The sequence below is a fragment of the Oceanobacillus sp. J11TS1 genome, assembly GCF_018333215.1.
Classification (GTDB): Bacteria; Bacillota; Bacilli; order Bacillales; family Amphibacillaceae; genus Oceanobacillus.
Genome location: NZ_BORO01000009.1, coordinates 102,318 through 124,160 on the forward strand (window position 1 = coordinate 102,318; position 21,843 = coordinate 124,160).

Sequence of the window (21,843 nt, forward strand, 5' to 3'; positions counted from 1 at the left end):
CCATAAGAAAGGAGGCCACACCCAAAATGTCTACGCAATTCCGTAATGATAAACCTATTTTCGTACAGGTGCGCGAACGTATTGAAGACCAAATCGTAAATGATCAATTAAAGGAAGGTGACCAGGCTCCTTCCACAAACCAGCTGGTCCAATTCTACAAAATTAATCATGCCACCATCTCCAAAGGAGTCACACAGCTTGTAGATGAAGGCATTCTATTTAAAAAGCGAGGTGTCGGCATGTTTGTAGCAGAAGGGGCAAAACAAAAGCTTGTTCAAAAACGGAAGCAGGCCTTTATGGATAATTATGTCGTTGGATTGGTACAGGAAGCGGAGAAGCTTCATATCACAGAGGAAGAAATCATTGATTTGATTCAAAAAGCAAAAAAGGGGGATAAAGCATGAGTTATGGGATTGAAGTAAAAGACCTTCGTGTGCGTTACAAAGACTTTACAGCTATCGATAGCACAACCTTTCAGCTGAAGCCTGGAAAAATTCATGGCTTATTAGGAAGAAATGGGGCTGGAAAAACAACATTATTATCTGTCTTGGCAGCTTTTCGAAAAGCAGATGCAGGAAGTATTAAAATTGACGGAGAAGATCCTTTCGAAAACCCAAGAATCATGCAGGATACAATATTTATTTACGATCAGCATCAAGATTTGGAATACCTTTATGAAAAAATCGATAAGACATTAAAAGAAACGGCTGCTTTGCGCCCAAACTTTGACGAAGCATATGCGCTTCATTTAGCGAAGAAATTCAAGCTTCCCTTAAATAAAAAACTAAATCAGCTGTCCAAAGGAAAAAAATCAGCATTCCAGGCCATTATTGGATTGGCAGCAAGAGCTCCTCTAACCATTTTTGACGAAGCTTATTTAGGGATGGACGCACCTACAAGAGACATTTTTTATAAGGAAATTTTAAATGATCAGGAAAAGAATCCGAGAACGATTATTTTCTCTACCCATCTCGTTTCAGAGACGGCTTACCTATTTGACGAAGTTCTAATGATTCATAACGGAGAGGTTTTATTGCAGGACACGAATGAGCAGGTTATTTCTAAAGGATTCTCCATCACAGGTTCATCAGAACAAGTGGATGATTTCACGAAAAACTTAGACGTTTTAAATAGCCAAGTGCTTGGCGGAACAAAATCTGTCATGGTATATGGAGAACTCACTGAACAACAGCGGCATGCAGCAAATCAAGCCGGGCTAGAGATTGGCGCCCTTTCTCTTCATGATTTGTTTGTACATTTGACAAAGGAGGAAGAGGAATGAGTGCGATTATCTTAACACCTAAAAAAATTGCCCGCTTATTATTTACGGAACAGCTGAAATGGTCCATTTGGTTTCTTTCCTTTATGTTTGTTATTTATATTGGATTTTTAATCTTCTCAGGTGATTCAATTGCAAGCTTTATTGATGTAGTACACTTTTCAAACGGTTCTATATCAATCTATTTATTTGTTATTGGTATCCTGGCAATGTCTACTTTCTTTCGCTATTATATCAATTTAGGGGCAACCAGAAAAAACTTTTTTCTCGGTGTTATCGCCTCTTCTATGCTGCTCACTATTGCGATAACAGTTATAATCACTTTCTTAAGCTTTGTCATTCATTTCATCGCCGGCACGCCTAGCATACTAGATATGGCGAATATCCGAAGTTCCAATTTACTAGACAGCATTCTGACGCTTTTACAGTTTTTTATCAGTTCAGTCATGGTGTATATGATTTATTATTTAATGGGCTGGATGATTAGTCTTACATTTTATCGTTCAAGCTGGTTATATGGACTTTTATCCATTGCAGCCGCTATCGTAATTGCTGGTATAACAGGATTTCTATGGGAAGGCACGCATATTTCCTTCTTCTCGCACATCTCAGACTTGCCAGTACTCGTATCCATTCTCTTAAGCCTTTTGATTATAGGTTTGCTTTTTACAATTAATTATCGACTGATTAAAGATGTAACAGTGAAAATGTAATCTCATATAAGGAAATAGCATTTGAAGTCGGCGTTCTATCATGGACGTCGATTTTTTAGTTACTTATGCTTATAGGGAGCGGCTTGGGCTGGGGTTGGAGCGCATATCCTGCTTGATGGAGCGAGTTGAACTGTGGTTGGAGCGCATATCTGTTTTTCAGAGCGGGTGGAGCTGGGGGTGGAGCGCATATCTGTTTTTCGGAGCGGATTGGGCTAGTGCTGGAGCGCATATCTGTTTTTCAGAGCGGGTGGAGCTGGGGGTGGAGCGCATATCTGTTTTTCGGAGCGGGTTGAGCTGGGGGTGGAGCGCATATCTGTTTTTCGGAGCGGTTTGGGCTGGGTTTGGAGCGCATATCTGTTTTTCGGAGCGGATTGGGCTAGTGCTGGAGCGCATATCTGTTTTTCGGAGCGGGTTGAGCTGGGGTGGAGCGCATATCTGTTTTTCGGAGCGGGTTGAGCTGGGGGTGGAGCGCATCTCCTGCTTGATGGAGCGAGTTGAACTGTGGTTGGAGCGCATATCTGTTTTTCAGAGCGGGTTGAGCTGGGGGTGGAGCGCATCTCCTGCTTGATGGAGCGGTTTGGGCTGGGGGTGGAGCGCATATCTGTTTTTCGGAGCGGGTTGAGCTGTGGTTAGGGCGCATCTCCTGCTTGATGGAGCAAATATAGGAGTAAAGCATCTCCATTAAAGACATGCCTCACTCCTTTTTCTATATTATTTCAACTGCTGCTCTGCAAATGAACGATATAATTCGTGGGATTCAAGTAATGCTTGGTGTGTTCCTTTTCCAGTGATTTCCCCATTCTCAATAAAAATAATTTGATCCGCATCAATAATGGTTGCTAAGCGATGGGCAATCACAAACGTTGTTCTTCCTTCCATTAATCGCTGTAATGCCTTTTGGACAACTTGTTCCGATTGGCTATCTAGGCTGGCTGTTGCTTCATCCAATAATAGAATTTTGGGGTTCCGCAAGAATGCTCTGGCAATATTAATACGCTGTCTTTGTCCACCTGATAATTTTGTTCCGCGTTCGCCGACCTCTGTATCCAGTCCGTCAGGCAGCTCCTTGATAAACTGAGCGGCATATGCCATCTCCGCAACTGTCCACAGCTTGTCATCTGCAATATTTTCTGCGTCCTTTAATCCATAGGTTAAGTTTTCACGAATGGTACCAGACATCATCGAACTTTCCTGCGATACATAGCCAAGCTGGGATCGCCATGATGCAAGGGAGATCTCATGAATAGACTCTCCGTCTAATAAAATTTCTCCTTCATTTGGATCATAATAGCGTTCGATGAGACCAAATACGGTTGTTTTCCCTCCACCGCTAGGCCCTGCGAATGCCACCATTTCTCCGGGCGATGCAGTGAATGATACATTGTTCAACACCTGCTCTCCATCTTCATAAGAAAAGCTGACCTGCTTAAATTCCAATGTCTGCTCCCCGATTGATTTCTCCAATCCTGGATGGATTTCTTCCTCTTCTTCGTTCAAAATCTCTACAATGCGCTCCGTAGCCCCTTTCGCTTTTTGCAGCTCGGTAAAGAACATCGCGAACGTTGTGATTGGGAAAACAATCTGGAACAAATACAAAAGAAAAGCAACCAGTGAACCTGTTGTCATTGTCCCCTGCTCCACCCGAATACCGCCATAACCAATAATCATGACAATAACAAGCATGACAATCATATACATAAATGGTGCAATCACAGAAAAGATCTTTGCTTCTTTCAGTCCTGTTTGCAGCAATGTAAAAATTCCGCGCAAACCCCGCTGTTCTTCCTTCGCTTCTGCTGTAGAAGATTTCATTAACTTAATCTCACTGACCGTCTGTTGAATCTCCCCTTGAAAATTCGCGGTCTGGTCCTGCAAACTGCGCGACACTTTTGCCATTCGATTCCCGAGCGGCAGCATCACAATAAGCGCAATTGGAACAGCAATAAACATAATTAATGTCATCTTCCAGTCCATAAAGAGCAAGATGATTATGGCACCAATAATAGAAATCAATCCGGAAATAAATTGCGGAAAATGCTGGGAAACCAAATCCTTTACAATCCCCGTATCATTAATTACACGGCTGACCGATTCACCGCTCGGCTGCTTTTGAAAGAAGGAAACTGGCAAGCGGATCAGCTTTTTCCATAAAAACTCCCTTAATCTGGCTACCACCTTCTGCCCTACATAAGCAAGCGCATAAGCTGATAAGCCATCTACCAAGGCATGGACGATAAAGACGCCAATAATCACGGCAATAAAGCCCCAATTAAGTGATGCGATAGAAAATCCGTCTACCAGCTCCCTTGTTAATAAAGGAATGGTTAGCCCTACCAGGGTTGTCAAAATACTGCCCAGTAATCCCAACACTAATACAAGTTTCGGTACCTTTGTTGATAGTAAAAGCTTCAAAAAACTGTTAGATGACTGTTTCGATGGTTCCATCTAATTCTTCCTTTCTTCATCGTCCCAAAGTGGGCCCATATAATTTGTTGTTACCTTTTCAAGCCATGCTTCTTCCTGTTCTGTTAAAGGGGTTGGAATCAAACGCTCTATCTCTTGAATATACGCCTCTACACGTTCTTCATTCTCTTTATCTTCCATATTAAATGAAAAAATATCTGCTATTTCTTCCAGGGAGTCCATATCCAGTGTCTCCAGGATAAGACGGTAAAAATCATCTAGCATTTGCTTTACCTCTGGATGATCTGCCGGTTTCCCGCATAGCTCTCTGACATTTTTATAAAAAGTCAGCAGTCCCTTCTCAAAGACCATCTTATCCTTTGCTGTTTGCGGAAACATTTTTTTCATGGCTTCATCTTTAATAATCCCTTTCGATAGCTCCTGCTGTTTTTTCTCATTTTGCATGCTCGCAAGTAAGCTGACCAGCACAGCATGATCTACCTCCTTTTCGTTTTCTAAAAGATGAACCGTTCGCTGAATAGCTTCCAAGGCAATTTCGATTTGTTCCTTATCCTTGATTAACTTTGACTCTTGTAACCTTAACGTATCAACAAAGTTTAAATCGAAGGTATTCGGCTGCATGTATTCCTTAATATCATCTAAGCTCATTCCTAAAAATTTCAAGGTCATTATTTTATGCAATTGAATCATATCTTCTTTTTCATAGACACGATGTCCTGTAATTTTATCCCGTTTTGGCTTTAAAATTTTTTTCTCATCATAATAATGTAACGTTCGTACAGATACACCTGTAGATTTGGCAAATTCACTGATAGAGAATGTTTCCTTTTTCATCTCCGCTTCAATTCTCCTCTCTTTTGTAACTTTATCATATCACCTCACGTAACGTTAGGCGCAATAGGAAGGTTTCAATTTTGATACGTAACTAGAGTTAACATAAATGGTTATTCTGAATTGGTTGTTTCCTTTTCATTCTCCTATAAAATAAAGGTATACCACTCGAAAGGAATGGAACAGATGAATAAAATTACATTACCAAGGAATCTTTCTTTTTTAAGAAGGGAAAATAACTACTCGCAAGAAGAATTAGCCGAAAAAATTGGTGTCACCAGACAATCTATTGCTAAGTGGGAAAACGGAGAATCTTTACCAGACCTCGTCAACTGCGATGCACTTGCCACATTATTTGATGTCTCTTTGGACAATTTAATTCATTATGATCAAAAAGAAAGCGGATTTCCGATTCCCCCAAAAGGGAAGCATATGTTTAACACGGTGTCTTTAGAAAAAGATGGTTATGTGAAATTACCGAAAGAGGCGCTGAACATGGTCAATATGCAGGAAGGCGGTCAGTTTCTTGTCTTAGGCGATGAAAATCCAGAAAGCATCGGCATTGCCTTAGTTCCTGTAGAATTTTTTACAGCGATGACGAATGGAATTTTAAACACCACAAAGGATTTCAGAAAATGACTGAACATATTCTGGAAACAAAAAATATCTCTAAATCCTATAACGGGGCTCAGGCATTAGAAAACGTATCGATATCTTTAAATCGAGGTAAAGTTTATGGTTTGATTGGTCAGAATGGTGCCGGCAAGACAACATTTATGCGTATTATTGCTGGATTAACCTTTCCAACAGATGGAGAGTTATATTTATTCAATAATTCGAGTCAAAAAGGTTTACTGGGTGGCCGTAAGCGGATGGGCAGTATGATTGAAAATCCGAGTATTCTCGGCAATATGAGCGCTCGCAACAACCTTCTTGTGCATAAAACGATGAAGGGGATTAAAGAGGATAATGCAGAAGAAAAAGTACTCGACATGGTTGGATTAAGTCATACTGGGAAGAAAAAAGCAAAAGATTTTTCTTTAGGAATGCGGCAACGTCTAGGTATAGCCATCACATTATTAGGTAATCCCGAAATATTGATGTTAGATGAACCCATTAACGGCTTAGATCCCAGTGGAATTGCTGAAATCAGAAAATTAATCAAGGAATTAGCAAGTAAATATCAAATGACGATTCTATTATCCAGCCACCACTTAACAGAGCTTCATCAGACAGCTGATGAATTTATAATTTTAAATGATGGAAAAATCCTTAAAAATCTTCCGCACGCTGAATTAGAGGATCAAATCGATAAGCATCTTATTCTCAACTGCAGCGAGCCAGAAAAGCTGGAAAAAGTTTTAAGGGAATCACTTCATACGGATAACTTTATAATACAGCCCGATAAAAGCGTTAAATTATATGATTTCATCGATAAAAAAGAGGAATTATCAAAAGCCTTAATGAAGCATGATATTGTCATTACAACGCTCGCAACACAGGAGCAAACATTGGAAAGCTATTACCTTCAACTGATTGGAGGTGTTCAATGATGCAACTATTAAAAGCCGATCTCATCAAGTTAAGTAGATCTATTACACCATGGATTGTGTTTATTTTAGCTTCTCTAAGTGCTGTTATATTTGCGTCCAGCTCTCATTTTGTTGCTACAGGCAATTTAAATTTCGAGACTGCAGCCAGCTCCTTATCCCTGTTTTCCGAAACACAAATGATCGCATTATTAGGAAGTATTACTGTTGGTATTTTCCTCACGAAAGATTTCGAAAATAAAATCATTGAAAATGCTATATCTGGCGGACATAGCCGTAATTCTATTGTGATAAATAAAATCATTATCTTTATCATTTTAACTGCTTCATTATATTTTCCTTATGTAATTATCACTATCATTTTTGCTTTCCAAGATACGACATTCAGCAGCTTTATCCCTACTCCTACGCTAAATATATTAGCAGAAGCAGCACAGCAAGAAGTTACCGCTGAATTAATTGGTAAAATTTTATTAACCAGCGGCCTGTCATTAATTATTTTTATCAGTCAGCTAATGATCAGCATTTTCTATATGTTTTTATTCAAGAAAGCAGTTTTTGTCATTGCTGCTACGTATATGACTAGCTTAATCCTTGGCCCCATCGCAAGCTTGAACGAATCTATTCACTCTGTAATGGCTTATACGCCTTATGGCATCGATTTATCACACTTAACGCTGGAAATGAGCGGTGAATTTATAGCAAAAAGTTTGATTATCAGTTTCATATTTATCTTTGTTCTATATCTGGGCACTTACTTTCTGTTTAGGAGAGCTGAGGTAAAATAAGTTTATCTGATGAAAGTAATTTTGGCTAGAGAAGGCAGCTTTCTAATCATAGAGAGTTGCTCTAAATATTCGATATAAACAGGTTAAATTAAATGGTTTGCCCTATGTAAAGCCCCTCCCAAAAACTTAACTTTGGCGAGAGGGCTTCTTTCTTCTCAATGATTACTTATATTCCATAGATAATAAATATAAGTAAATTGCTGAGCCCAAGAATTCCTTATTACCATCGTCAAATAGCAATTCATTTAAGGCTAAAGCAATAAAATAACAATTTTATCTATCTATAAAATTAGTAATTGAGGTTTGGGCATAGGAAACTTTTTACTCCCTCACAAAATCCTATTATCTGAATAAACCCGTCTATAAGAGAATAATAATAAATAAATCTAATCGGAAGCTAACAACTGCATCATTGTTAGCTTCTTGCAGTATTACAAAGGAGGGAAACAATGATAACTGCTACTTGGGATTTGCTTTGGGAGAAACACGATCAGGTGAAAGAGATGTTCCGGTTTTTTATTAAGCCAGGAGAGGCGATTGCACAGAAAAAGTTGAACAAGCCCGATGACGGAGCTGGAGGGCGCGGCAATGGAAATGAAAATAAGGAGAAAGAAAAACGTTCTTATACCCCTGTCCAGCTTATTGGTCTTATAGCTGGTCCGCTATTATTTTTAATTACTTTACTGTTCATATCTCCTGAAGGTTTGTCGAGCGAGGGGCAAGCAGTTTTAGCAAGTACCATTTGGATTGCAGTTTGGTGGATGACAGAAGCTATACCAATTCCTGCCACAGCACTGCTGCCTATTATTCTATTTCCCTTAACAAATGGCTTAGACATTGGAGCAACCACTTCCGCATATGGGAGTGACACCATCTTCCTATTTATGGGAGGTTTTATCCTTGCTTTGGCGATGGAAAAATGGAATTTACACAGGAGAATTGCCATTAACATTATCTCCGTAATGGGAACAAATATGGACCGTATTGTCCTTGGGTTTATGGTTGCGACGGGCTTCCTTTCTATGTGGATATCAAATTCCGCCACAGCAATGATGATGGTTCCGATTGGATTGGCTATTATTTACCAAGTATCTGATACACTAAAAGAAGAATCTGGTATGGAGCAGCCAAAAGAGAATTTTGCATTTGTGAAATCGTTAATGCTAGGTATTGCTTACGCTGCTTCTCTTGGAGGAATGGCTACATTGATTGGCACGCCGCCTAACGCCATTTTAGCTGGTACTGTTAAGGAGTTATATGGCGTCGAGATATCTTTTGCATCCTGGATGATGTTCGGTGTTCCATTTGCATGGATATTTATTCTGGCAACCTGGATCTACTTAACAAAAGTCGCATTTCCATTAAAAATGAAAACACTCCCCGGCGGCAGAAAGATTTTAGATCAAGAGAAAAGAAAACTTGGAAGGGCATCTTATGAAGAAAAAGCAGTATTTATCATTTTTATTTTAACTGCATTCGCATGGATTTCACGTACATTCGTTCTGAATAAACTAAACCCAAACATTGACGATGCCATTATCGCTATAGCAGCGGCTCTGATTCTATTTTTAATCCCTGCCAAAAATAGAAAAGGAGATTATTTAATTGATTGGAATAGTACTGTCAAACTTCCTTGGGGAATTCTGCTTCTGTTTGGAGGGGGACTTGCCATCGCAGCTGGGTTTACCTCTTCAGGATTATCTGAATGGATCGGCACACAGTTAACCGCGCTGCAAGGAGTTCACCTATTGATTATTATCCTGGCTGTCGCTGCACTGGTTATTTTCTTAACCGAGATTACATCTAATACCGCAACAGCTACAATGATGTATCCAATTCTAGCAGCACTCGCACTTGCGATAAATGTGCATCCATTTGTATTAATGATTGCTGGAGGGCTGGCTGCATCGTGTGCATTTATGCTTCCGGTAGCAACTCCGCCTAACGCTGTTGTTTTTGGATCTGGTTATCTGCGAATTCCGGATATGGCTAAGGCCGGATTTGTTTTAAATCTTATTGGTATTGTTCTAGTTACTTTAACTGTTTATTTATTGGTCCCTTTATTCCTAGGCATTGACTTAGGAACGTATCCAGAGAGCTTTAAATGAATAAAAGGAATGAACTTTTATCAATATATTAGCTCCATCTTATTATAATTCTAACAAAAGAAAGCACCGAACAATTACTCGTTTGGAGCTTTCTTTTTTGTATAATGAATTTTCGAGCGGTAAAAAAGAAAGAAGAACGGCAAAAAGATAAGCAAATGTGAATTATTCTAATCAAGACTTCTAAAACGAATTTTAGCTCTTTAAATACTCTCTATTCATTAGAACCTGCAGACGATTTTACTATCCCTTTTTGTACCAGTCTCACAAATAGCAGATACCCCACCGGCAGTATCCCAGCTGTCCATACAATCGCATTCCATCCTGCCATATTCCAAATTGGTCCAACTGCCGTACTTCCAAACGTAACGCCAATATAATAGGATACTAAATACAGACTAGACGCGCTTCCCTTATGATGTGTTGCCTGCTCAGTTACAAAAGTCGCTGTTAAAGAATGTGCTGTAAAAAAGCCTAGACAAATAACGCATAAACCAATAACAATCCATGGTAAAGAAAGGAATATTGTCATCATAACTCCAGCAGATAAAATAATAATTCCAGCTATACGGACAGTGTTTAGCCCTAGAGAACCCGCCAGCCATCCGGCAAGTGGAGCTCCAATTACTCCAAATCCATAAGCGAAAAATGTATAGGAAATCGCTTTAGCTGAAAGAAAAAAAGGTTCTCCTTCCAGATGAAACGGCAAATAGGTCCAAATGGATGTAAAGGAAAGCTGCAATATAATTCCCACACCAAAAATCAAAAGCATCGATGGGTCTTTCAGGTGAAAGGCCATCCCCTCAATATCTTTCCGAAATGGGAGATGACTCGCTTCAAAAAAGCGGGATTTCGGTAAAAATACCAGCACAGCTACGATAATCAACACACCGATTCCTGCAAAAATATAAAATATCGTCTGCCATGCATAATCTTCTGCTAAATAACCGGCTAAAACTCTTCCAACCATACCGCCAAAAGCATTACTTGCTATGTATAAAGCAGTTGCAATTCCCACGCTTGAGCGATCAACTTCCTCATTTAAATAGGCGAGTGATGCTGCGGGCAAACCAGCCAATGCAAATCCCTGTATACATCGCAACAAGACAATGGCGTAAAAGGAGTCCAGCATCGGAATTAAGAGAAACGGAATCACGGTACCGATTAATGAATATTTGATAAAAGGCACTCTGCCGATTCGATCTGAAAAAAATCCAAGCACAATTAAACCAATAATTAAACCAATAATATTTCCGGATAACGTTAATGTAGCCTCTGATACAGATATATCAAACTCTCTTACAAATACCGGTAATAACGGCTGAACGACATAAAGACTTGCAAACACAAAAAAAGAAGCGAATGCTAAGCATAGCGTGATTTTCCAAAAATAGAAATCTGTTTTATGATACTTCTTCATTTCCATATCATGACACTCCCTATATTCTTAAGTATACTAGAAAAAATAAATATTTAGTATACTTTGAATAAAATGCTTACAAAGAAACATGAAGGAAAATCTACTCAAATACCTGTTACCGATCCGTCTCAACCTAAATCTGCTCCATTATCATGTTAAGCGCTCCAGTCTATTCCCTATTCGCTCTGTTTTCTCGTTATCCGCTCCATCTTATCCTAAATTCGCTCCATTATCATGTTAAGCGCTCCAGTCTATTCCCTATTCGCTCCGTTTTCTCGTTATCCGCTCCACCTCATCCTAAATCCGCTCCATTATCAAGCCAAACGCTCCAACCCAGCCCTCCATAAAAAAAAGAAAGCAATAATGCTCTCTCTTTTCTTAACTAAATATCCCAAGCCATATAGCTGTCACAAAAGCAAAGATTAGCAGCTTCTTCTCATCATTTGTTACATTCTCTACATCGTCCATATTCATTTTAATAACGAGATAGATTGCATAAACTAAAAGAACACCAGCACCAATTGCACCAGCTGGACGTGTAAAGGCTGTCCAAAGAAGTAATATACCAATCAGAATAAAATACAGTATAGCCGGTATTTTAACACCTGTTTTCCCAAAAGTATCTTCCGCCCAAACAACGGAGGTACGTTTTATCGGTTGTGCTTTCCTGTCAGCATATCTGTCTGGAATATGATGTACCATTACCCAAGCCATACACCATACTGCATTAATCAGTGCATTTTGCCAAGCCCAGATAGGAATTTGATCAAGTAAAATCCAGGGTGCTGCAATTCCGAGCATCAGCATGGTGGGAAATAAACTAAACCATTCTCCTACAAAAGGATAGTAAGCTAACTGGAATGGCTTTAATGAATAGGATACCGCTCCCCAAATACCGACAAGCGTTAAAATCGCGAATTCCATATACCCAAGAACAGCAAATAGAATTGCAATCAGCAATAAAAGAACGCTTGCACTGATACCTAATTGGATTAACATTCGCAGAGACATCGTTCCTGTCTTCAATACCCCGCTACCGCCAGAAAGAATGCCTGGGCTATGCAGATCTGTGCCCGACTGATAATCCGCAATATCATTAAAAACATGCGTCAGCATTCCATGTATCAGCACTGCACCTAATAGTAATGTCAGTACCACTCCCATCACCGAAAATGCTGATAAAGAATAATGTAATAAAAGCGGCTGTACGGTTGATAAGATGGTTGCTACACTAGAAAAAAATACTGCTACAAGTCTTAGCAGCATGCCAATCCCTTTCAAACTAAATGTTGGCTGTGTCGGAAACATGATCATCCCCCTTTTTCAATGACTTCATATTGAATTCCGTTCTGGCATTAGTATAGCTACTTTCTCAAAATCTTTGACACGAGCTAATCATTATTCTGCCGGGTTGCTGTCCAATACCACATTCAAACGAATACGATGTTCAAGCAGCGCCTTCATTGCACAGAGCACCATTGTGTACCCTCCCATTGAACCAATAGCTTGGCTGACAATCGCATCGCCTTCTCCAGTGAATCCGGAGTTAATAACTGTAACAACGGTTCCGACGCCTTCCTTAGCAGTAAAAATCCATTTGTCTTCTGTACCATCTGGCCATTCAATCAGAATCGCTTCATTTTCTTGTAATTCTTTTACATAGAGCGTATCCGAAACACCAAACATCTCCCATTCCCACTTAATATGCTTTCCCTGTTCCAATCTGCCGCTGCTTTTTGTAAACCAGAATTTTGTAGTGATTTCTGGATTAACCAGTGCTTCAAAAACCTCTTGGACAGGTTTTCTAATCAACATTTCCGCTTTCACTTCAGGTACTTTATTTAACGTAATCATTATCCATTCTCCTTGTATCATAAGTGTGTTATTTTTAATCAGGCTAATATCAAAAATAGATTTATGCTTAGTTTTCTATATTAGCATAGCAGGTTTCCCCATCAATTATACAGGATTACTAACCATTAATTAATTATTTTTTCTGCTCTTTCCTGATTGTATACAAATTTTCAAAATATAAAACACCTCTGGTATAGATATTTTTCATTCTAATACTTGAGGTGCTAGCTGCCTTAGCTGGCCATATTTCCTAATATTATTTTCCAAATACGCTGTGCTTATCTCTTACTATATCAAGAAAATGCTTTTATCTCCCTCCATTTAATAATTACAACTTTTTATTATTCTCTCGGAATGAAGTTTTATGCTACTCCATTTTGTTTTGAAAGGACTCTAATTTCCTTTCGATTTCCGCGAGTCTTTCTTCCAATTGCCGATCCTTTTCATCTTGCTCTATATCCGCTTGTACGGCTTCATCAATTGCTAAACTTGCTGCATAAGTACTTACTACGTCTCCTATTGTAGTTAATAATCCACCAATTAAAGCTAGCTTTAAACTATAATCGACTCTCACATCCTGTTCCGAATTGGCATAAGTCTTATTCATTTTTTTATCCAAGCTCTCAACCGTGTTTTGTTATATATTATTCAAGCTGGACGTTTTCGGTTAATAGACACACTCGAAAAAGCGCCACAGCGATAAACTGTGACGCAAAACAATTCAAATAGTTGATTAACACAAGATGCAGTGGCTTTTCCACAAGCGTTTTTGCTATTATATTTCCATAACTCCACCAGTGTTTGCAGAAGTTACAAGTTTCGAATAACGGCCAAGCCATCCTTTTTTCACTTTTGGTTCAAAGCCTTTCCAATTTGCTTTTCGTTTGTCAAATTCTTCATCAGAAATGAGAAGGTTCATTTCGCGGTTTTCTAAATCTAATTCAATCATATCCCCATCTTCTACAAATGCAATAGGACCGCCTTCCGCGGCTTCTGGAGAGATATGACCAATGGAAATTCCTCGTGATGCCCCTGAAAAGCGTCCATCCGTAATTAAACCAACTTTTGCTCCTAAGCCTCGTCCAACAATCTGTGATGTCGGTGCAAGCATTTCTGGCATGCCCGGGCCGCCTTTAGGACCTTCATAGCGAATCACAACAACATGGCCTTCTTTTACTTTTCCAGACTCAATTCCTTCCAATGCCTCGTCCTGTGAATCAAAGCAGATAGCTGGTCCTTTAAAATATCCGCCAACCTCCGGATCAATTGCGCCTACTTTGACAATAGAACCATTCGGTGCCAAGTTTCCAAATAATACGGCAAGTCCGCCTCGTTCTGTATGTGGATTATCTAATGGATGAATAACATCTTTATCTAAGGTCTCGGAATCCTGAACGTTTTCTCGAATGGTCTGTGCAGAAACACTTAGACAGTCGCCATTAAATGCACCTGGTTTCTTAAGTAATTCATTAATAATCGCACTAATTCCTCCTGCTCTATCCACATCTTCAATATGATAATTGGATGCCGGAGCAACTTTTGCCAAATGCGGAACACGATTTGCAATCTCATTGATGCGTTCAAGCGGATAATCTACTCCTGCTTCGTGCGCAAGTGCCAATGTATGCAATACCGTATTTGTTGAACCGCCCATCGCCATATCTAGTGCAAAGGCATTATCAATAGCATCTTTTGTTACGATATCACGTGGCTTAATATCTTTTTTGATTAATTCCATTAATTGCTTTGCAGAACGTCTTACAAATTCTTTACGCTCTTCCGCAACCGCAAGAATCGTTCCATTTCCAGGAAGCGCCAAACCAATTCCTTCTGCCAAACAGTTCATCGAGTTGGCAGTAAACATACCAGAACATGATCCACATGTTGGACATGCATTTTGCTCCAATTCTAATAATCTAGCTTCATCAATCTGTCCAGATTGATAGGCTCCAACGCCCTCGAAAACAGAGGTCAGTGAAAGCGGGTTACCTGCACTATCCGTTCCTGCCTTCATCGGTCCACCGCTGACAAAGATGGATGGAATGTTAACACGCAAGGATCCCATCAGCATTCCCGGGGTTATTTTGTCACAGTTCGGAATACAAACCATACCGTCAAACCAGTGCGCATTCGCTACCGTTTCTACAGAATCAGCAATAAGCTCACGACTTGGCAAGGAATATCTCATCCCAATATGTCCCATCGCAATCCCATCGTCCACGCCAATCGTGTTCATTTCGAATGGGATTCCTCCCGCTTCACGAATTGCCTCTTTTACAATTTTTCCGAATTCTTGCAAGTGAATATGTCCAGGAACAATATCTATATAAGAGTTAACCACCAGAATGAATGGTTTCCCCAAGTCCTTTGTTTTTACCCCTGCAGCATGAAGCAGGCTTCGATGTGGTGCACGATCAACACCCTTTTTGATCATATCGCTGCGTAGTTCTGCCAATTTGAATACCTTCTTTCTACTTTTTTACTAAATGTAGCAATTAGAGATCATACCCTTCCCCACTTGCTCTGGAATGAATCTGATACGCATCTCGCCTGAAATACTTTCCAAACAGATTTATTTTTCAATCTATTCAGAAAGAAATTTCACAGATGATTATATCGTGAAGAAACATTCTAATTTTTCTTATTTTACTACTTTTAGCAAGAAATTTATATACCAAAATACAAATTTAATGAAAATTTTAAGAGATTTTGACGAAACGTGTAATAAAATAGCAAAATGTTGATAAATGAAATTATTTCTCTACGGCATAGCAGGCAATGAAAAAACCGACTGAGAGACTTATCGTCTATCAGCCGGTTTTTGTTTTTTCTTATTTTTTCACCTTAGTAACAATAATCATAATTACTGCAACAATAACCGCTGGCAATAGCCAACCTAAACCTTCTACATAAAGCGGAAGAACATCGCCAAGGTTATTAATAAGCGTAGCCAACCATTCAGGCAGCCTTATTTCTAATGACTTATAAAGTGCTACAAGACCGTCGATGATACTGAAAATGAAAGTTACTGCAATCGTCGGAATGTACACAAGCCGCGAATGGTTGAAAAATGGTGATACAAAAGTTAATAATACTAATACCATAGCCAGCGGATATAAGAACATCAGCACTGGGGTAGAAAAAGTAATAATATTTTCCAATCCAAAATTAGCTATTACAAATGTTAAAATCGAAAAGAAAAAAACCAATGGTTTATAAGCAAGAGCCGGAAATAAAGAATGGAAATACTCTGCATTTGCTGTAATCAGTCCAATGGCAGTGGTCAAACAAGCTAATATAATAATAGCTGCCAGCAAAATACCGCCAAACGTACCAAAGTAATGGGAAGCTGCACCACTTAACACAGGCCCGCCATTATCAAACACACCTAATTCCACCACACTTGTCGCACCTAGATAGGAAATTCCTACATAAATGATAACTAGTAAAGCTGTTGACATTAAACCAATTTTAGTAACAGCAGAAAGAATTTGATTATTATTTGTAATTCCAAAACCTTTTATAACGTTAATAATAATAATCCCAAATACAAGCGCAGCTAACGCATCCATGGTATTATATCCTTCTAAAAACCCTGTGAAGAAGGCTGACGATTGATATGTTTCATCCGGTGACTGGATAGAACCCATCGGATTGAAAAATGCGACGGCTAATAAAATGATCAGCAAAATAACAAGCGCCGGCGCCAAGAATTTTCCTACATTATCAACAATTTTCGACGGGAATAATGAGAAAAGTAATGTGATTAAGAAAAAACAAGCGCTAAAAATCAATAAACCTGTCTGGTGGGATTCCTCATTCAGATAAGGCCCAATGCCGACTTCAAAAGCAACTGTTCCTGTTCTTGGTGCTGCAAAGAATGGCCCAATTGTTAGATAGAGCAACGCTGTAAATACTACTCCATATACAGGATGGACACGACTCGCAAGTTCCTGCAGATTATTTTTCCCAGAGAAGCCCATCGCCATAATACCTAAGAAAGGGAGTCCTACTCCAGTTACTAAGAAGCCGATAACAGCTGGTGCCAGGTTATCACCTGAGAGTTGTCCTAACTGAGCTGGAAAAATCAGATTCCCTGCTCCAAAAAATAAAGCAAATAGCATAAATGCAATTGCTAAATAGTTACTTTTACGCAGTTTGGTGTTCATTATATTCCTCCTACCTCCAAACCAAAAAATTCTTGGAATTATCTAATTATTTAACATAATTTGACGCGAATTTTATCTTACTACTTTCACGTATGAAATGCAACGTAAATACGGATATTTTGTTAAATAGGAAGAATAAACTATCAAAATAGGAACAAACGAACTTTTGCTTATTTTCTTTCCATATAGACAAGCACTCTGGAACCTTATAATATTAGACATAATCATCACATTCACAAACTACTATATAAAGAGGTTGATAGACTATGAAATTATCACGACGCGTACAGCAGCTTCCTTCCCAATTCTTTGCATCCCTTGCCGGAAAAGTAGCTGCTGCAATCGATGAAGGAAGAGACATTATTAACTTAGGTCAAGGAAACCCAGACCAGCCGACACCTGCACATATTATCTGGGCACTTCAGGAAAGCGCTGAAGACCCTGCGACACATAAATACTCGCCATTCCGGGGCACAGATGAATTAAAACAAGCGGCAGCTCAGTTTTATAAAAGAGAGTATGATGTCGATTTAGATCCAGATTCAGAAATTGCGATCCTTTTTGGAAGCAAAGCCGGCTTAGTTGAACTGCCATTAGCTTTAATGAATGAAGGCGAATTGATGCTTTTACCAGACCCTGGCTATCCAGATTATCTGTCCAGTGTACCATTAGCGAATGTTACTTATGACACCTTTGCATTGTTAGAGGAAAATAACTTTTTGCCTGACTATCGTGCCTTAACCGATGAACAAAAAGAGCTTGCTAAGCTGCTATATCTCAATTATCCAAATAATCCAACCGGAGCAATTGCAACAAAAGAGTTCTTTGAAGAAACTATAGCGCTCGCACAGGAAAATGAGATTGGCATTGTTCATGATTTTGCTTATGGAGCAATTGGTTTTGACGGGCACCAGCCAATAAGTTTCCTGCAAACAGAAGGGGCTAAAGATGTGGGAATTGAGCTATATACCCTGTCCAAAACGTATAATATGGCAGGCTGGCGTGTTGGCTTTGCTGCCGGAAATAAAGATATGATTGAAGCAATAAACATTCTGCAAGATCATTTATTTGTCAGCCTCTTCCCAGCAATTCAAACAGCAGCTGCAGAAGCCTTGTCAGGCGACCAAAGCTGTGTATCCGGCCTCGTAAAACTCTATGAAAAACGCCGGCATGTCTTAATCGAAGAATGCAATCGTATTGGCTGGGAAGTTACCGCACCAAAAGGATCCTTCTTTGCTTGGCTCCCTGTTCCAGCAGCGTTTACCAGTGAATCATTTACCGATTATTTGTTAAAAGAAGCAGATGTTGCAGTTGCAGCAGGAAACGGATTTGGGAAAAACGGAGAAGGTTATATACGCGTCGGATTACTTGTCGAGGACAATCGTATTCGTGAAGCAATTCGCCGTATCGATAAGTTACAATTATTTGAAAGAAAATATTGACGAATCTTGTAAAATAAGCTATTTTTAAGTAATACAATTCAAATTAATGTTTCACCTCTTATCCAGAGTAGCTGAGGGACTGGCCCATTGAAGCTCGGCAACCTTACTTAAAAAAGGTGCTAATTCCAGCAAGACAATCGTCTTGAAAGATGAGAGCAGAAAATAAATCCTTATTTTCGTGCCTCTCTTTTCTATAGAGAGGCTCTTTTTTTACACATATAAAACGAGCCAATACTTTTTTGAATGAATTGTACCAATTTTACATCAAGGCGAAAAGGAGAACGATTCCTCGTTGCTGATAGGTAGAAAGGCAGGAAGAACAGCAGATGATTAAGTTAGAGAATGTCACCAAGGTTTTCCCTTCCAAAAAAGGGAAAAATGTTACTGCATTAGATAATGTGTCGATTCGTGTCAATAAAGGAGAGATTCATGGCGTTATCGGCTATAGCGGTGCGGGAAAAAGTACGTTAATACGATGCGTCAATTTACTGGAATCCCCTTCTAAAGGGAAGGTATGGATTGATGGGATTGATATAACCAAATTACCCAAAGAAAAACTTCGGCAAACACGACAAAAAGTCGGCATGATTTTTCAACATTTTAATTTATTAAAAACAGCTACAGTCTACGACAATATTGCTATCCCTTTAAAATTGCTCGGCGTACCAAAATCAAAGATTGCTGAGCGGGTAAATAAATATTTAGAAATTGTTGATTTAGCCGAGAAAAAAGACTCTTATCCTTCGCAGCTTTCTGGTGGTCAAAAACAGCGTGTAGCCATTGCCCGGGCACTTTCTCAAGAGCCACAAGTGCTTCTAAGTGATGAAGCAACCAGTGCACTGGATCCAGAGACAACAAATTCTATTTTGGACTTACTGTTGAAAATCAATGAAGATTTGGGAATTACGATTCTATTAATCACCCATGAAATGAATGTGATTCAAAAAATATGCGATTACGTTTACGTTATTGAAAAAGGAAATCTAATTGAGCAAGGGCCAACGATTGATCTGTTTTCCAAGCCAAAGCAGCCAACAACGAAAAAATTTCTCAATACGATTTCACAACGTAAATTATCAGACAGATTAGTTCATGACTTGAATTTAGACGGAAAAGTAATTCGTTTAACCTTTCTGGGCGGAAATACAGGACAACCGCTTTTATCTAAGGTTACACAGCAGTTTTATGTAGAGCCAAATATTCTGAGCGCGAATATTATCGAATTAAAAAATGGTATCGTCGGGAATCTCGTCGTTCATTTAACTGGCAACGATCATCAGATAGAACAATCACTCTCTTTCTTGCGCGAACAAGGCGTAGAAGTAGAAGAAGTAGGGGGTAAATAAACATGCAAGAATTTATAGATAACTGGCTGCCATTGTTTCCACAAGCTATTAAAGAAACGTTTCAAATGGTAGTTATCTCACTATTTTTCTCTGTTATTATAGGTGTCATTTTAGCGATTCTATTAATTTTGACACGTCCAGGACAACCTTTGCAAAATAAATTTGTCTATCAAACATTGAACTTACTGATTAATGTGATTCGTTCGATTCCATTTATTATTCTCTTATTCTTTATGCTGCCATTTACAAAGCTGTTAGTAGGTGTAACCATTGGTGTTAAAGGGGTTATCGTTCCGCTTGTTGTAAATGCAGCTCCTTACATCGCCAGACTGATTGAATCCTCTCTACTAGAGGTTAACCAAGGCGTTATTGAAGCGTACCGAGCGATGGGAATAAAAACACACCAAATTATTTGGAATGTCATGCTGCGCGAAGCTAGACCAGCAATTATCCTTGCTTTAACCATTGCCACAATTAGTATTATTGGGGCGACTGCCATGGCAGGTTTAGTTGGAGCCGGCGGTTTAGGCGATCTTGCTTATCGTTTTGGTCATCTGCGTTATGAAGCAGACGTAATGTATGTCACTGTTATTCTCCTAATCATTATCGTTCAAGGTGTTCAATCCATCGGAAACCGTCTCGCCGAACGCATGAAAAAAGATTAAAATGGAGGCTAAAACATGTCGACACCCAAACAAGAAGGCTCTTTTTTAGAGCATATAACGATACAGGATTCCTTTCCAATTGGAACCGCAAGCCTAGAAGAAGCAGCAAGAAACACCTTGCCAGAAGAAGTATTTAGTCATGTTCACTCAGGTGCAGGCGGACAGGAAACATTAAGAAAAAATAGAAAAGCTTTCGAAAAATATTCCATCGTCCCTAGATTTTTAAACAATGTATCTATTGTAGACACTTCTATTCGTATTTTTGGAAAAGAATATGCGTACCCATTTATGGTAGCGCCTATTGGTCATTTAAAGATGGTTCATGAGGAACCCGACTATGCGGTTGCAAACGTTGCTGCTTCTATGAATATTCCATATATCCAAAGTACCGTTACCGCAAGATCTATCGAAGAAATTTCAGAAGCTGTTCCTAAAGGACCCAAATGGTTTCAGTTATATTGGTCAAGTAATGCCGCTATTTCCTACAGTATGGTAGATCGAGCTGAAAAAGCAGGCTATGAAGCTATTGTTGTTACAGTGGATACCGTCATGCTTGGATGGCGTGAGGAAGATATGCGCCATCGGTACTCCCCTTTGAAAAAAGGTTATGGGAAAGCAAATTATGTACAGGATCCAGCATTTCAAAAAGGATTAAAGGACGGACAAGATGCGATTGATTCGATTATTGAAAATCTGCATCACCCGCATCTGGTTTGGGATAATCTCGCAGAATTGCGTCAACATACCAAACTGCCAATCTTTTTAAAAGGAATCCTCCACCCTGAAGATGCAAAACAAGCAATAAAATCAGGTATGGATGGGATTATTGTTTCCAATCATGGCGGCAGACAAATGGACGGGATTATTCCGAGTTTAGAAGCTTTGCCAAGTATTCGGGAAACAGTCGGACGGGATTTTCCACTCCTTTTTGATAGCGGTATTCGCCGGGGAGTGGATGTCATCAAAGCCCTTGCACTTGGAGCTGATGCGGTTTTACTTGGACGTCCTTATGTATATGCGCTGGCTCTTCAAGGAGAAGCAGGCGTTCAGAAATTATTTGCTAATCTGGTCCAAGAAATTTCCGTATCCATGACATTATCCGGAGCCAAAAACATTCAAGAAGTCAAACAGCTGACTTTAAAAAATTCTAAATAATTAATAGATATAGAGGGCGTACTCTTGACGGAGTCGCTCTTTTCTTTCATGCTTGAAAATGAAATATTTTGAAGAATGAAAGAATCAATAGAAAAGGAGACA

The 21,843-nt window shown here is 39.3% G+C and carries 19 protein-coding genes and 1 riboswitch; of the genes, 11 read left to right on the forward strand and 8 right to left on the reverse strand.

Features of this window, described 5'->3' with window-relative positions; translation table 11 throughout:
* The first annotated feature begins 26 nt into the window (after window positions 1-26).
* From KI343_RS09505 to KI343_RS09515, 3 genes are read left to right on the forward strand one after another with little or no spacing between them, the layout of a single operon-like run.
* The gene (locus KI343_RS09505) at window positions 27-404 is read left to right on the forward strand and encodes a GntR family transcriptional regulator (protein WP_212926179.1); all 378 of its coding nucleotides are present in this window, start codon (window positions 27-29) and stop codon (window positions 402-404) included.
* Window positions 401-1,282, forward strand: a complete 882-nt coding sequence (locus tag KI343_RS09510) for an ATP-binding cassette domain-containing protein (protein WP_212926180.1) — start codon at window positions 401-403, stop codon at window positions 1,280-1,282. The genes KI343_RS09505 and KI343_RS09510 overlap by 4 nt, the downstream gene beginning before the upstream one ends.
* Window positions 1,279-1,992, forward strand: coding sequence for a hypothetical protein (locus KI343_RS09515; RefSeq protein ID WP_212926181.1), 714 nt, complete (start codon window positions 1,279-1,281; stop codon window positions 1,990-1,992). The genes KI343_RS09510 and KI343_RS09515 overlap by 4 nt, the downstream gene beginning before the upstream one ends.
* Window positions 1,993-2,703: 711 nt before the next feature.
* Here the strand turns inward: KI343_RS09515 and KI343_RS09520 are convergent.
* Window positions 2,704-4,437: an ABC transporter ATP-binding protein gene (locus KI343_RS09520; protein WP_212926182.1), complete on the reverse strand. Its 1,734-nt coding sequence runs from the start codon at window positions 4,435-4,437 to the stop codon at window positions 2,704-2,706.
* Window positions 4,438-5,250 (reverse strand): MerR family transcriptional regulator, encoded by an 813-nt coding sequence (locus KI343_RS09525; protein WP_212926183.1) that lies wholly within the window; start codon window positions 5,248-5,250, stop codon window positions 4,438-4,440.
* 183 nt (window positions 5,251-5,433) lie between these two features.
* On the opposite strand from KI343_RS09525, the gene KI343_RS09530 reads away from it, so the two are divergent.
* The 4 genes from KI343_RS09530 to KI343_RS09545 all read left to right on the forward strand — a co-directional run bounded on the left by KI343_RS09530 (window position 5,434) and on the right by KI343_RS09545 (window position 9,693).
* Window positions 5,434-5,886 carry a helix-turn-helix transcriptional regulator gene (locus KI343_RS09530; RefSeq protein ID WP_212926184.1) on the forward strand — a complete coding sequence of 151 codons (453 nt, stop codon included), beginning with the start codon at window positions 5,434-5,436 and terminating at the stop codon, window positions 5,884-5,886.
* Window positions 5,883-6,800: an ATP-binding cassette domain-containing protein gene (locus KI343_RS09535; RefSeq protein ID WP_212926185.1), complete on the forward strand. Its 918-nt coding sequence runs from the start codon at window positions 5,883-5,885 to the stop codon at window positions 6,798-6,800. Before KI343_RS09530 ends, KI343_RS09535 begins: the two co-directional genes overlap by 4 nt.
* On the forward strand, window positions 6,797-7,585 hold the full coding sequence (locus KI343_RS09540) for a hypothetical protein (RefSeq protein WP_212926186.1): 789 nt from the start codon (window positions 6,797-6,799) through the stop codon (window positions 7,583-7,585). The genes KI343_RS09535 and KI343_RS09540 overlap by 4 nt, the downstream gene beginning before the upstream one ends.
* Before the next feature lie 449 nt (window positions 7,586-8,034).
* Window positions 8,035-9,693, forward strand: a complete 1,659-nt coding sequence (locus tag KI343_RS09545; protein WP_212926187.1) for an SLC13 family permease — start codon at window positions 8,035-8,037, stop codon at window positions 9,691-9,693.
* A 211-nt stretch (window positions 9,694-9,904) separates the two neighbouring features.
* On the opposite strand, the gene KI343_RS09550 is transcribed toward KI343_RS09545, so the two are convergent.
* From KI343_RS09550 to brnQ, 6 genes are all read right to left on the reverse strand, one after another.
* Window positions 9,905-11,116, reverse strand: a complete 1,212-nt coding sequence (locus tag KI343_RS09550; RefSeq protein WP_212926188.1) for an MFS transporter — start codon at window positions 11,114-11,116, stop codon at window positions 9,905-9,907.
* 372 nt (window positions 11,117-11,488) lie between these two features.
* Window positions 11,489-12,418, reverse strand: a complete 930-nt coding sequence (locus KI343_RS09555; protein ID WP_212926189.1) for a prenyltransferase — start codon at window positions 12,416-12,418, stop codon at window positions 11,489-11,491.
* Window positions 12,419-12,508: 90 nt separating this feature from the next.
* A complete protein-coding gene (locus KI343_RS09560; protein ID WP_212926190.1) occupies window positions 12,509-12,964 on the reverse strand; it encodes an SRPBCC family protein in 456 nt (151 codons plus the stop codon).
* Window positions 12,965-13,331: 367 nt separating this feature from the next.
* On the reverse strand, window positions 13,332-13,571 hold the full coding sequence (locus KI343_RS09565; RefSeq protein ID WP_212926191.1) for a hypothetical protein: 240 nt from the start codon (window positions 13,569-13,571) through the stop codon (window positions 13,332-13,334).
* Between the two features lie 168 nt (window positions 13,572-13,739).
* Complete coding sequence (gene ilvD, locus KI343_RS09570) at window positions 13,740-15,419, reverse strand: dihydroxy-acid dehydratase (RefSeq protein WP_280530125.1); 1,680 nt, start codon at window positions 15,417-15,419, stop codon at window positions 13,740-13,742.
* 376 nt (window positions 15,420-15,795) lie between these two features.
* Entirely contained in the window at window positions 15,796-17,133 is a 1,338-nt protein-coding gene (gene brnQ / locus KI343_RS09575) for a branched-chain amino acid transport system II carrier protein (protein WP_212926192.1), read from the reverse strand.
* A 266-nt stretch (window positions 17,134-17,399) separates the two neighbouring features.
* Here brnQ and KI343_RS09580 point away from each other — a divergent pair, with 266 nt between their 5' ends.
* The 4 genes from KI343_RS09580 (at window position 17,400) to KI343_RS09595 (ending at window position 21,741) form a co-directional block, all read left to right on the forward strand.
* Window positions 17,400-18,575 carry a pyridoxal phosphate-dependent aminotransferase gene (locus KI343_RS09580; RefSeq protein ID WP_212926193.1) on the forward strand — a complete coding sequence of 392 codons (1,176 nt, stop codon included), beginning with the start codon at window positions 17,400-17,402 and terminating at the stop codon, window positions 18,573-18,575.
* A 55-nt stretch (window positions 18,576-18,630) separates the two neighbouring features.
* Window positions 18,631-18,731: riboswitch (SAM riboswitch) on the forward strand.
* A gap of 170 nt (window positions 18,732-18,901) precedes the next feature.
* Window positions 18,902-19,921: a methionine ABC transporter ATP-binding protein gene (locus KI343_RS09585; RefSeq protein WP_212926194.1), complete on the forward strand. Its 1,020-nt coding sequence runs from the start codon at window positions 18,902-18,904 to the stop codon at window positions 19,919-19,921.
* A complete protein-coding gene (locus tag KI343_RS09590; RefSeq protein WP_374705428.1) occupies window positions 19,918-20,586 on the forward strand; it encodes a methionine ABC transporter permease in 669 nt (222 codons plus the stop codon). Before KI343_RS09585 ends, KI343_RS09590 begins: the two co-directional genes overlap by 4 nt.
* 15 nt (window positions 20,587-20,601) lie before the next feature.
* Window positions 20,602-21,741: an alpha-hydroxy-acid oxidizing protein gene (locus tag KI343_RS09595; protein ID WP_212926196.1), complete on the forward strand. Its 1,140-nt coding sequence runs from the start codon at window positions 20,602-20,604 to the stop codon at window positions 21,739-21,741.
* The last annotated feature ends 102 nt before the right edge of the window (window positions 21,742-21,843 follow it).